General features: G+C 38.8%; 9 protein-coding genes and 1 tRNA gene. 3 read left to right on the top strand and 7 right to left on the bottom strand.

The genetic code is table 11. From position 1 onward, the window contains the following. The first annotated feature begins 6 nt into the window (after positions 1-6). Positions 7-1,371 carry a D-alanyl-D-alanine carboxypeptidase/D-alanyl-D-alanine endopeptidase gene (dacB, locus tag IE867_RS02875; RefSeq protein ID WP_192483365.1) on the top strand — a complete coding sequence of 455 codons (1,365 nt, stop codon included), beginning with the start codon at positions 7-9 and terminating at the stop codon, positions 1,369-1,371. Here the strand turns inward: dacB and gltS are convergent. Beyond that, a complete protein-coding gene (gltS, locus tag IE867_RS02870) occupies positions 1,368-2,564 on the bottom strand; it encodes a sodium/glutamate symporter (RefSeq protein ID WP_192483276.1) in 1,197 nt (398 codons plus the stop codon). The two genes, dacB and gltS, sit on opposite strands and share 4 nt — an antisense overlap. A 166-nt stretch (positions 2,565-2,730) precedes the next feature. On the opposite strand from gltS, the gene dusA reads away from it, so the two are divergent. Beyond that, on the top strand, positions 2,731-3,705 hold the full coding sequence (gene dusA / locus IE867_RS02865; protein ID WP_404826248.1) for a tRNA dihydrouridine(20/20a) synthase DusA: 975 nt from the start codon (positions 2,731-2,733) through the stop codon (positions 3,703-3,705). A gap of 47 nt (positions 3,706-3,752) precedes the next feature. Here the strand turns inward: dusA and IE867_RS02860 are convergent, their stop codons facing one another. The 4 genes from IE867_RS02860 to IE867_RS02845 all read right to left on the bottom strand — a co-directional run bounded on the left by IE867_RS02860 (position 3,753) and on the right by IE867_RS02845 (position 4,661). Next, on the bottom strand, positions 3,753-4,028 hold the full coding sequence (locus tag IE867_RS02860) for a helix-turn-helix domain-containing protein (RefSeq protein ID WP_192483274.1): 276 nt from the start codon (positions 4,026-4,028) through the stop codon (positions 3,753-3,755). Next, the gene (locus IE867_RS02855) at positions 4,018-4,347 is read right to left on the bottom strand and encodes a type II toxin-antitoxin system RelE/ParE family toxin (RefSeq protein ID WP_225629939.1); all 330 of its coding nucleotides are present in this window, start codon (positions 4,345-4,347) and stop codon (positions 4,018-4,020) included. Before IE867_RS02855 ends, IE867_RS02860 begins: the two co-directional genes overlap by 11 nt. 98 nt (positions 4,348-4,445) lie before the next feature. Beyond that, positions 4,446-4,577 carry a BrnA antitoxin family protein gene (locus IE867_RS02850; RefSeq protein WP_192483363.1) on the bottom strand — a complete coding sequence of 44 codons (132 nt, stop codon included), beginning with the start codon at positions 4,575-4,577 and terminating at the stop codon, positions 4,446-4,448. A 7-nt stretch (positions 4,578-4,584) separates the two neighbouring features. Continuing rightward, positions 4,585-4,661 (bottom strand) — tRNA-Ile (locus IE867_RS02845). Positions 4,662-4,819: 158 nt separating this feature from the next. On the opposite strand from IE867_RS02845, the gene IE867_RS02840 reads away from it, so the two are divergent. After that, on the top strand, positions 4,820-6,268 hold the full coding sequence (locus tag IE867_RS02840) for a M17 family metallopeptidase (protein ID WP_192483273.1): 1,449 nt from the start codon (positions 4,820-4,822) through the stop codon (positions 6,266-6,268). A 127-nt stretch (positions 6,269-6,395) separates the two neighbouring features. On the opposite strand, the gene polA is transcribed toward IE867_RS02840, so the two are convergent. Both polA and IE867_RS02830 read right to left on the bottom strand, forming a co-directional pair. Continuing rightward, positions 6,396-9,116 carry a DNA polymerase I gene (polA, locus tag IE867_RS02835; protein WP_192483272.1) on the bottom strand — a complete coding sequence of 907 codons (2,721 nt, stop codon included), beginning with the start codon at positions 9,114-9,116 and terminating at the stop codon, positions 6,396-6,398. A gap of 98 nt (positions 9,117-9,214) precedes the next feature. After that, on the bottom strand, positions 9,215-13,069 hold the full coding sequence (locus IE867_RS02830; protein ID WP_192483271.1) for an RCC1 domain-containing protein: 3,855 nt from the start codon (positions 13,067-13,069) through the stop codon (positions 9,215-9,217). Between the last annotated feature and the right edge of the window lie 4 nt (positions 13,070-13,073).

Raw genomic sequence — 13,073 nt, 5'->3', positions numbered from 1 at the left:
ACCATTATGTTTGCGCATGCTTCCGTGCGCAGTGAGATTCAATCACTTGTTAAGATGTATCGCTTATCTGATGCCTCTATTGGCATTGCCGTTGAGCGTGTTAACTCAGGGAAACCACTCTATCAATATGCTAAAGACCGACCCTTCACACCTGCAAGTAACAACAAAGTTTTCACGGCAATTGCTGCCTTCACAGCACTGCCAAGAAATTTCAAATTCACCACTTCTGTTTTTTATAAAAAAGCACAATATAAAAACGGCACCTTAAACGGGAATCTCTACATTGAGTTTACCGGTGACCCAAGCCTAACTGGTGCGACATTGTATAATTTAATTTCACAAACCAAACAACATGGTATCAAGCGCATTAATGGCGATGTTGTATTAATAGCCAATCATTTCACCGGTGATTACACACCTAACGGCTGGTCAAAAAACGACACACCTTACTGCTTTGCAGCCCCAGCTTCCAGCTTAAATATGAATAAAAATTGTTTTGTGATTAAGCTTGTTAACACAAGTGGCACAAATACCAAAGTCAAAAAAATTGCGAATACTAGCAATATTACGATTAACAATACAACTCGATTAGCAACAGCTAAAAATCGTGGCAAATGCAAGTTTGATATGGAGATGACTCGAAATAATGTCCTTAATCTTTCGGGCTGCATTCCGGCGAAAGCTGAGACTTACCTTAATCTTGCGATTGCTAACCCCGCCTTAAAAACCAAACAAACAATTGATGATTTTATCTCACAGGTTGGTATCAAACACCGTGGCAATACTTTATTTGGCAACTTACCTAGAAAATCAAGCTTAATTGAAGTCGCTAGCACTTCATCTGACTCTATTGATGCTTTGCTTACACATATGTTGTTGAAATCTGACAACCTATATGCCGAGAGTTTTATGCGCACTGTAGGTTATACGCAAGCAGGTCAAGGTAGCAATGAAGTTGGCACCAAAGCCGTTGAGTCCCTTATCCGCAAAACGTATAAAGTGCATACTGGAGAGCTACATATGGAAGATGGTTCTGGCCTTTCCAAGCTTGATTCGGTAACCCCTCAGTTTATGGTAAGCTTATTAACCAATGTTTATAAAAGCAGCATTGGCAAACGCCTATATAGTGCATTGCCTAGCTCTGGTGAAGATGGCACATTGGCTTATCGCATGGGTGGAAAATTACAAGGCCGCGTTCACGCCAAAACGGGTACACTAGCCGGTGTCTCAACACTTTCAGGTTATCTGTTAACAAAGCGCAATCATCTATTGAGTTTTTCCATTATGCTAAATGATCTGACACGTTCACAACGCATTAAAGCGCGCATGCTTGAAGATGGTATTATCAAAGTATTTTACAATAACCTTTAAAAGATATTTAAAAATGCCGTAATCATTCCGGCATTAAAGAAGTCAATCAATACCGAACCCACGATCGGCACCACAAAAAACGCCTGTGGTGCCGGACGATTTTTAGCAACAAAAGCATCCATATTGGCAATCGCATTTGGTGTTGCTCCCATACCCAATCCTACTGTACCGCAAGTCATGACAACCGCGTCATAGCTCTTACCTAATAATTTATAAATCACAAAAATGGCAAATAGCACCATTAATACCACTTGTGCAAATAAGATCACTAGCATTGGAATCGCTAAGTTCACGAGTGCCAACAACTTCATTTGCATCAGCGCCATCGATAAAAAAATAGAAAGTGAAATAGCACCTAAGACTTGCAACTCAGTGTGCTTGACCTCATACCAATCAGTAATATCTGAGCAATTACGCAAAATTGCCGCTGCCAACATTGCACCAATATAATCCGGTAAAATAATATTAAGTGACTTAAACCATGCCGAAAAAATACTGCCAAAACCAATTGCTAACGCAATCATAATCACTGCATTAAAGACACCCTCTTGAGAAATCTTACTTGGTTTATGTAGTTGTAGTTTCTTAAGACTTTCCGCATCCATTTTTTCGCCAGTGACTTCTGGCTTATATTTACGCATGAGAAACTTTGCAACTGGCCCTCCTGAAAGACTTCCTGCAATCAACCCTACCGTTGCTGCCGCTGCTGTAATCGTTGCTGCATTTTGCAATCCAAAGTCACTTTGCAATGTCTCAGCAAATGCCAATCCCGTGCCATGCCCTCCGATCATCGTAATCGAGCTATTAGCCAAACCAAAAGCTGTCGGCATATCAAGCAACATCGCCAATGATACACCTAAGCTATTTTGTAAAACAACCAGCACGCACATACAGGCAAATAGGATCAATACGGCCTTGCCACCAATAAACAAAAAACGCAAACTCGCGGCAAAGCCAATCGTTGAAAAGAATATCAACATAAAATATTTCTGAGCTGATGCATCAAAATTAATATGTATATAATCAAAATAACTAAGTACAGCAAGCAATATAGAAAAAAGCAATCCACCGACAACGGGGGCAGGTATAAAAAAACGACTTAATATACTCACACGCTTTTGAATAAAAATTCCAACCAATAGTACTAAAATAGCAATGGCAACGGTTAATAAGTTATTGACTTGTAGTAGCATATCGCCCCCCTTTATCATTTCTCATTTTTCCCAAAACGCATCGAGCATATAAAATACAATTTGATAAAACTAGTCTTTATGGCAAATAAATCACCTATTCCATTTACAATTACAGGGAATGTTTTACCATAGCCCCCTTAAGTTTTGAATAAATAGAACACCAATGATAGAACAACTCAATCGCACCCTTTGTATCGCACCAATGATCGATTGGACAGATAGGCATTATCGTTATTTAATGCGCCTAATCACCAAAAGAACCATGCTTTACACGGAGATGATTACAGCCAATGCGATTATTCATGGGCCACGTACGCGCTTATTGCAGTACTCACCAGAGGAGAATCCATTGACATTACAATTGGGTGGCAACAGCCCAAATGATCTCATCTTTTGCGCTAAACTTGCTGAAGACTTAGGTTATAACGAGATCAATTTGAATGTTGGCTGTCCGAGTGATCGCGTCTCACGTGGCGATTTTGGACTATCATTGATGTATAAGCCTGAGCTCGTTGCTGAATGTGTTAATGCCTTAAAACAAGCGGTTAACATCCCTGTTTCAGTGAAATGTCGCATTGGCGTTGACGATAAAGATAGCTTTGAAGAGCTTGTGTACTTTATCCAAGGCATTGTCGATGCTAAGGCCGATTTTATTTGTATTCATGCACGAAAAGGCTGGCTAAATGGCTTAAGCCCCAAAGAGAATCGTACAATCCCGCCCTTACAATATGACACGGTTTATCAAATTAAAAAACTATTCCCCAAACAGTTAATTGGCATTAACGGTGGTATAACAACCTTAGATAATATCAATCAGCATTTACAATATGTTGATAGTGTGATGATTGGGCGCGAAGCTTACCACAACCCGATGTTATTTAAAGACGTTGACCATCTCTTTTATAATGAGAAAAGTCATGATTTTACCCCTTTTGAAGTTGCTGAGCGTTTAATTCCCTATATTGAAGAAGAGCTAAAAGCACCTGATCGCAAGCTTAATCATATTACGCGTCATACGCTTAATTTATTTAATGGTTACCCTAACGCACGCCTATATCGCCGATTTCTAAGTGAGCATGCAACTCGCCCTGAAGCAGGTATTCATACCTTTAAAAACGCATTGAGCTATGTCAAAGGTTAAAAGTTACGATAAGGCAACTGTTGAGGATAATTTGTTTGGTCACCAAATTATAAGTGGCTAAATTTGAATCCAAGCTTAAATCCACAGGCTCTGGCATAACTTTCTAAAGTACTGACTTTTGGGTGAGTTCCAAGCTTCTCTAGCCGACACACATTACTTCTTGTGGTGCCCATCTTCAAAGCTATTTGCTCTTGAGTAAGACCTGATTTTTTACGCAGATGTATTAACTCATTAATCAACTCAAACTCTGCACCAAGCTTATTGTATTCGTGCTTGACATTATCATTTTTAAAAGCTTGCTCTTTTAGCTGTTTAAGGTTCACTTTTAACCTCCTTCATTCGGCTTATAGCTAACTCAAGTTCTTTCTTTGGCGTTTTCTGGGTTTTCTTTGCAAAAACATGCAAAACTATTATCTTTTTACCATCAACATAACAAAATATGCTTCTAGCAATACCTTCCAATGCTTTGGCTCTCAGCTCAAACAAACCATTGCTTAACGCCTTAGTATGAGGCTCACCTAACTGCGCCCCATGTTCTTCCACTAAATCAAATAATCTTAACATTTTTGCTTGCAGCTTATCCGGAAGTTCTAAAACATTTCTTTCAACTCCAGAATAAAATTCCACAACCCAAGACATCATGATCATCCTCTTACAATGTTATCTTATATGATAACATCAAAATGCAGGATATCAAGGATATTGCAGTAACGACTGGGAAACTATCGAGGATGATTTTCTTAATGGCAGCGCTTGTATTCTCTAAGGACAGAATTAATTTTTGTTTGGTAGCCTTTTCCCATTGATTTAAAATAATCAATAATATCGCTATCTAGACGAATTGTTACAGATTTTTTCTTATGGAAAAGGATTTGAAGATGGTGGGCCCTGCAGGACTCGAACCTGCGACCAACGGATTATGAGTCCGCTGCTCTAACCAACTGAGCTAAGAGCCCTTAAACTTCCGGCTATTTTAGCCCATCATCTTAGTTTTGCAAGCATAATTCTGCTGTTTCCCATGCTGTTGTGACGAAAAATAAGTAATTCTGGTTCATACTGCCTAAAAGTGTGTTTATACTGTTTCCTAACACGATTTCTCAACAAGGTTAAATCAATGCATTCATTACATACATTAACATCAGCACGCTTACATTTTTCTGCTCACTTTGATGAAAACCATCATAATGCAGATCTTATTATTGCAATTGCTGATAATAAAACACAATGGCAAAGCTTACCTTCAGGAGAACTCATTTACTCCCGCAAGCAATCTCAAGCGCCAAAATATAAAAAAGGCTACCACACACAGCTACCTAATGCTAAAGGCACACACATTATCATCAAAGAGAATGTTGGTGAATGCGAGCTCTATTTATGGCTTAAAGATTTATCTGAGCTAGTTAAGAATGCAAATATCACCAAGGCTAAGAATATTGTTTTCCTTGCTGAGAATGCTAGCGAATCAACTGCTGATGCTTGTATGCGCACACTATTAGCACATACTGAAGAGATGCCTAATTATAAGCGCGAACATAAGGCGCAAGAGGTTAGCATCAAGATCATTGGCGATTATAGCGAAAGTGATTTTCTTGATGTACTTGCGAAACACAAAGGTAATGCACTGGCGCGTCGCCTGACTATTTTTCCAACCAATTACTTAACCCCACAGATCTATATCAATCTACTGGAAGATATTGCCAAACGCGAGGATTGGCAATATACACTTTATGACAAAGAAAGCTTGACTGAAATGGGTGCTGGCGCATTTAATGCGGTGGCACGTGCCTCTGAAGTTGCAGGCATTGTGAAGTTAACGTATACACCTAAAGACTATAGCAAAACAATCGCACTTGTTGGCAAAGGGATTTGTTTTGATACCGGAGGTGTTAGCTTAAAACAGCCACAATATATGTATGGCATGAATGACGACATGATGGGTAGTGCAGTTGCTGTTGGTAGCTTACTGTCATTAAGCCTTTTGCAAGTCCCTTATCAAGTACATTGTTACCTTGCAATTACCAACAATAACATTGGTGAGCGTGCCTTTCTGCCCAATGAAGTGGTCACCGCATTAAATGGTAAAACCATTGAAGTCGTTGATACCGATGCTGAAGGGCGCATGGCTTTATCTGATACATTGTGCTTGGCAAGCCAAGATAAACCTGAAATGATTATTGATTATGCGACATTAACAGGTGCTGCGGTGCGCGCATTGGGCACTGAATACTCTGCAATTTTCAGTAATAATTATGACTGGCAATCAAGTTTAGTCAAATATGGTGCTAAGTGTGCTGAGAAAGTTTGGCCATTTCCAATGGATAAGCATTATCTTAAAGCGCTGGACTCTGATATTGCTGATTTAAAACAATGTTATGTCACCGGTAATGCCGATCATATTTTAGCAGCTAAATTCTTACAACAATTTGTTGGTAAAGACATTCGCTGGTTACATATGGATTTGGCTTCGTGCCGTCATAAGGATGGGCTAGCACCAATACCTACTGAGGTTAGTGGTGTTGGGGTGTGGTATACCTGTGAGCTTTTTGAGCAATTTTTAGCTTAATACCATTAGTAATGATAAAAGAATAGTTGAGTTTTAATTACTCCCCTCACCCGCGCAGCTTAAGCTGCACGAGCAATCCCGCAAGGGGAGAGGTGCTAGCTCATGTAACTTATTTATACATCATTACTTAATGCGCCTCATCCCAATTATCGCCAACGCCAACATCAACAATTAGTGGCACTTGTAATAAAGCGGCTGATTCCATAAATTGTTTAATTTCTTTACTGATTTTTTCGACCTGATCATCTTTGACTTCAAATACCAGCTCATCATGCACCTGCATAATCATTCTGGCATCAATATTTTCTTTGATAATCCACTCATCAATTAGAATCATCGCACGCTTAATAATATCAGCGGCTGATCCTTGCATCGGCGCATTAATTGCCACACGTTCCGCTGCACGTTTTTTTGCCATATTACGCGAATTAATCTCTGGCAAATGTAAACGTCTGCCAAAAATGGTCTCAACAAAACCATGCTGCATAGCATAGGCTTTGGCATCTTCCATATAGCGCTTAACCCCAGGGTAACGCGCAAAATAGATATCAATATACTCTTGTGCTTCACCACGCGGAATGCCTAATTGCTTTGCCAAACCGAATGCACCCATACCATAGATTAAGCCAAAGTTAACTGCCTTGGCTTGACGACGTTGCTCGGGTGTTACGTCATCCGCTTTAATGCCTAATGTCTCAGCAGCTGTTGCCCGATGCACATCTAAGCCTTGCTGAAAAGCGTGAAGTAAATTAGGATCTTGCGATAAATGCGCCATGATTCTTAACTCCACTTGCGAGTAATCCGCCGCTAAAATCTTATAACCCTTCTTAGCAATAAATGCTTTTCTGATCTCACGTCCCACACTTGAGCGAATCGGGATATTTTGCAGATTAGGCTCAGTTGATGACAATCGCCCTGTGCTTGTCACAGCTTGCTGGTAGGATGTATGCACTCGTGATGTTTTACTATTGATCATCAATGGCAGCTTATCGGTATAGGTTGTTTTTAATTTCACTAGATGGCGATGCTCGATAATAAGCTTAGGTAAGTCATAAATCTCTGCCAACTCCTGAAGTGCATCTTCAGCCGTTGAGGCTTGTCCCCCTTGTGTTTTTTTCAAAATGGGCAAACCCATCTTATCATAGAGGATCTCACGCAATTGCTTGGGAGATGACAGGTTAAACTCTTCCCCTGCCAATTGAATACACTCTTTTTCTAACTGAGCTATTTTTGCCGTGAGTGAAGCACTTTGCGCTTTTAATAAATCGGCATCAACTTTAACACCGATACGCTCCATGCGATCAATAACAAAGCTCACCGGCAATTCTTCTTTGATATATAACTCACGTAAACTGTCTATAGCCTTTAACTCATCCCAAATACGCTCATGCAAACGATAGGTAATATCCGCATCCTCTGCAGCATAAAACCCAGCCTTAGCTATATCAATCTGATTAAACGTAAGTTGATTTTTACCCTTACCTGCGAGCTCCTCAAAGCTCACTGTTTTAACATTTAAATAATGATTAGCCAGTGAATCCATATCATGGCGTGTTGCTGAACTATTTAACACATATGACTCAAGCATCGTATCATACTTAACACCTTTGACATTAATACCAACGGTGCTTAGAACTTTTAGATCAAACTTGGCATTTTGTGCAATTTTAGCCACTTGATCATCTTCTAAAATTGGTTTTACTTTATTAACAACCCAATCTAGTGCTAATTGTGTTGGTGCATCGTCATAATCATGTTGCAGCGGAATATAGACCGCGTGATGTGGCCTTAAGGCAAATGACATGCCAACAAGACGCACATTAAAAGTATCTAATGAGTCTGTTTCAGTATCAAAAGCAAAGACTTTCGCTTTTACTAGCTCAGCATAAAAGGTATTGAAGTCTTCTTCCGTCAAAATAATCTGATAGTTTAAAGTTGATTGAACATCAACAGGCCCCTCTGAATCACTTTGCGCATCAGATACAATATTTGCTTCATGCTCAAGCTCACGCAACCAGCCTTTGAATTCATATTGTGTGAAAGCCTTCTTGAGATAATCAATATCCGGCTTAACACAGAGCATATCTTGAACTGTGTACGGTAGATCTAGGTCACATTTAATGGTAGCTAGTTGATAAGACAGTGGCAGAAAGTCAATACTCTCTCTTAGATTCTCACCAACTTTACCCGATATTTTATCGGCATTTGCCATAACACCTTGTAAGCTTTGATATTCAGCTAGCCACTTTACTGCTGTTTTTGGCCCCACCTTTGGTACACCGGGGATATTATCTGATGTATCACCCATCAATGCCAAGTAATCAATAATTTGCTCAGGTGTAACCCCAAATTTAGCAATGACTTTCTCGCGATCGGTGATCTCATTTTTCATTGTATCCATTAAGGTGATATGCCCATCGACCAGTTGTGCCATATCTTTGTCACCCGTTGAAATAACGACTTCATATCCTTCTTTAGCAAAGCGCTTAGCCAATGTACCAATAACATCATCGGCTTCAACCGCATCGATGACAATCAGTGGAAAGCCGAGCTTTTGCACCATCTCATGCACAGGAGATATTTGCACTCTAAGCTCATCTGCCATTGCCTTACGATTGGCTTTATATTCTGGATATAAATCATGTCTAAAATTCTTACCCTTAGCATCAAAAACCACAGCAATATGATCGGTATTTAGCTGTTTGGGTAATTTCTTTAACATATTAATCACACCGAAGATCGCACCTGTTGGTTCACCCTGGCGATTGGTTAATTGTGGTAAGGCGTGAAAAGCACGAAAAAGATAAGATGATCCATCAACAAGAACGATTTTTTGAGTGTTTGACATAAAGCTAATCTGATTTATAAAAAGATAATCTATCATACCTGATCAGACTTTAAAGATGTAGTAGCTTCTACTTATCTCTTACTTTTTCTAATGGTGTGCTACTTACCTAATTCAACAGGGATATTGCTATTATTGCTAAAGCCATTTGCTAATAGTCTAGCATAACCCCAGCAATAAAGATGTTGATTATCATCGATTGCACACGCCGCACGCTCACCAACAGTTAGTTGCTTGAAGTCTATATCTGTATCAATATTTTTATGATTAATCTGAGTTGGTGTATAAATAATACTCTCTTTGCTACCAACACCTGTTTGTCCATAAGTATTTCCGCCTTGGCAATATATTTTCCCTGTGTTACTGATCGCACATAATGTATTAGCATATAACGAAATATTTTGTGTCTTTTGATCCTTGGCAACTGCTTGAACATTTTCAAACCCCATATATCCATTGATAAGAGGATATAGATAACCACCCCAACAATACGTCTGACCATCACTGGTAACTGCACAAATCATTTGTCGGGTTACATTGACAGCTTTAATAGAAAGGTTATGAATAAAGCCACTTGGTGTATTAAAGACATAAGAAGGCTTTGTTTTGTCAGCTGTGCTCCAGTCAATGGTATAATTATTCCATCCCCAACAATAGAGCTTTCCTAAGTTTGAAATTGCACATGCAGTGCTACCTTGTAAGGAGGCTTTAGTTATATATTCATTATTTTGCAATAGACCACCAAAATCTACTTTGACAGGGATATTGGTATTTTCCAACGTACCGTTTCCTAATTGACCATATTTATTGTTACCCCAGCAATATAAGTCATGTGTTGTCGTTAAAAAACATGCAGATTTATCGCCAACATAGATATTCACTGCTCTTTGTTCTTGCATTTGAACAGCAACAGGGCTTATCGCAATGCCACCTGTTTTTTCTGTACCTAATTGACCGTTGGCATTGTCACCCCAACAATAAGCCTTTTGGTTATTTGCAATAGCACAAGCAAAATTATTACCTACGGCAATATCAATGATATCTAAACCATATAACGCACCCGATGTGTCAACAGGGACAGGAAAATCGCCATTTACATGGCTACCACCGCCTAATTGACCATGGTGATTTTCTCCCCAGCAAAAGGCTTTTCCAGCATCACTAATTGCACACATATTGTGATAACTTATCGATGAAGACATTTTTTGCCATTGATCATGATACAATTTCAGATTGAAAAAATCTGTACCTAGCTGTGCAATGGCACCTTTGTCCATGTCTAAGGTCACTTGAAACTGCTCAAGTTTATTTTCTTGTGTATGTATGGTAACTGTGCATGTAGTGTGCCGATCATTGAGTAGGCATTGATTTGGTTTAACTCCATTTGCTGTAGTACTATAGCGAACATTTACCAAGCTGGTATTTACATTAATAATTTGATCAGATACCGGTTTAGGAAAATGGCTTGACCAGCTAAATACAACATTAAAATTTGTCCCTGCATCAACGCTATTAATAGGCTCTCCTGAGACGTTAGTAACTTGTGCCTGAATCAGTGGTAGATTTATTGTTTGAATGGGTATGCTATCTACGGTGGTGGCCAAGCCTGAGACTTGAACCTGAAGATGATGTAAACAGGCAGTATCTTTTTTCTGTGATGAAATCGTAATATTATGGGTCATACCATTAACAGGGATAAGTAAAGGTTGTGGTGATATGATGAGTTTATTAGGACATTTTGAAGTATCTTGAATCGTAATGCTTCTAATATCTAGGTTTGATAAGGGAACATTACTTGAATAGCTCAATGATAAGGGCATTGTCATTGTTTCATCAATATACATCTTATTTGGCCATTGCGCCTGTACTTGTGCCATATATTCGCCATCTATCGCAAAAGGGATAGCATTATCACTTATTGGCATGATTGTACCATCTTCAGGTTCAATCACGATTTTATAATCGTCATTTAATAGATTGTCAGGCAACGTAATGACAACTGTGCAATCTTTATTAGGGAATAAATAGTTTAAAGTGCATTTAAAATTGCCTGGCACTACATCTTGTACACCATGGATACCGGTGATCTTAACGTTATAACTTTGATCATGCTTGATATTTTTCCAGTTGTCAGGCGAACTAAAGATCACCTTAAGCTGTTCTTGCCGGTTAAATGTCATATTATGATGGATTGAAGGTAATATGCTGACATCTACAACTGGTGTTTCAAGACTTTGCAGTGGATGATCAACAATTTCTTCAAAGGGACCTGATGACTCAAAGTGAATTGTATGCAAACATTCATCCTTATCAATATTTGTAATATTGAAAGCAGCTTGACTGTGATCAACAGGCACAGTGATTGTGCTTGGCGTAATTTTAAGTGGTGTTGGACAATTTGACACATCATGCATGCTAATTGTGCGAATATCAGATGTTGAGGTTGCAGCAACGTTATTGTAGCTAAGAGAAATCGTGGCTTGAGATTGTGCACCTAGGCGTTGCATATCCGGTAAATCAAGAACACCATGGACTTTTTCCTTACCATCAACATTTAATTGTAAATCGTTGCTTGAAAGCAGTAATTGAGCACCGGCAGATGGGTGGAGCGCGATGGTATATTGACTGTTTTCTGCTTTGTCAGATATTTTTCCTTTTAATATACATGGCTGTGATGGTTTGTCTGGTGATAAAGTACAGTGGGTACTGGCTTCTCCAGAATCATTAAATAAGGTAATTTGTGACGTATTTGATTGTATCGTGTAATGCTGTAGCTTTTGAATGTTTGCCCAATCGTTAGGCGGTGTAATGCGAATTTCAAACTGATCGGATTGTTTGAAGGTATTACGCTGTTGGCCATCAAGATTTAAGATGCTAATATTGGCAATTGGCGTGTCAACGACATTAATTGTGACCGGTTGAACTGGATCCAAAGGACTGTCACTGCTAATTTGTAATTGATGTGTGCAAGGTGCATTGGGTGTATTAATTGCAAACGTATAGGTAGTGATACTCTCATCAATATTAATTGGGTTAGGTGAAACCATAAGTTTGTTTTTGCAGTTTGAAATATCTTGAAAATTGATTTTTCTGGAGAAGCTTGTGTCTGCAGGAGTCTGATTATTGTCATAATCAAAGCTTAAAATACCTTCTGCATTACTGTCTTGCAAAATGGTATTTGGTACGTCAATCGTTAAACTTGCCCGACGCAAACCATCCACATGCAGAGTAAAATGTGAAATCGATGGTAAAATAGACGTATGTGCAGCTTGTTTTATTGTAAATTCATAATCACCTTTTACAAGTTTTGCATCGGTATTTATTGCGATAATACAGTTTTGTTTTGGTTTACCTGGATTTAAGATGCATGTTGCTTTAGATTTTGTATTTGCTGTTGTTGTATAGCTAAAATAGCTTGAGTTCTGATTTGGAGATATTATGTAACTTTGATTTGTTGTAACACCTTGCCAGTTATCAGGTGAAGAAAACTGCACATACGCAGTACTACCTTGGGTTACATAATTACTGGGTAATCCTTCTGTGTCTGTTATGGATACTCTGGCAACAGGTACTGCGACAATACCCACAGTGTAATCATGTAAAAAATGATTCACTTCATTACTTTTAAATTCAATAACATGCTTGCAGTTCGTTGCATTTGGCGCTGTTATTTTAATACTTTGTTGAACATTTGGCTGTAATATAAGCTCACTGGGTGTAATTATAAGTTTATTTTGACAATTTGAAATATCACTGATGTGCATACCAACATTTGTACTATTTGATGTACCACTGAATTGATTGACTTGTTTGAGTTCAATACTGGCTGTTTGTGTTGTTCCTGCAGTAATCGTCTGAGGAATAGAAATGTCTATTTCCTGAGACTGTTTGCTTTGCTGATTATTACTACAGCTGACAAGTAAAATTAATACGCAAAAGCAAGCAAGGCGATACATATAA

The sequence above is a fragment of the Cysteiniphilum marinum genome (assembly GCF_014857925.1).
GTDB classification, from domain to species: Bacteria; Pseudomonadota; Gammaproteobacteria; order Francisellales; family Francisellaceae; genus Caedibacter; species Caedibacter marinus.
The sequence above is the reverse complement of the archived record's forward strand: the minus strand, read 5'-3'. Positions and strand labels throughout refer to the sequence as shown.

Bases quoted from the DNA above. Each gene is read 5' to 3' on its own strand.
- IE867_RS02855 (WP_225629939.1), bottom strand. From the start codon at position 4,347: ATGATGTCTTGGGTTGTGGAATTTTATTCTGGAGTTGAAAGAAATGTT.
- IE867_RS02840 (WP_192483273.1), top strand. From the start codon at position 4,820: ATGCATTCATTACATACATTAACATCAGCACGCTTACATTTTTCTGCT.
- polA (WP_192483272.1), bottom strand. From the start codon at position 9,116: ATGTCAAACACTCAAAAAATCGTTCTTGTTGATGGATCATCTTATCTT.
- IE867_RS02830 (WP_192483271.1), bottom strand. From the start codon at position 13,069: ATGTATCGCCTTGCTTGCTTTTGCGTATTAATTTTACTTGTCAGCTGT.
- dacB (WP_192483365.1), top strand. From the start codon at position 7: ATGTTTGCGCATGCTTCCGTGCGCAGTGAGATTCAATCACTTGTTAAG.
- gltS (WP_192483276.1), bottom strand. From the start codon at position 2,564: ATGCTACTACAAGTCAATAACTTATTAACCGTTGCCATTGCTATTTTA.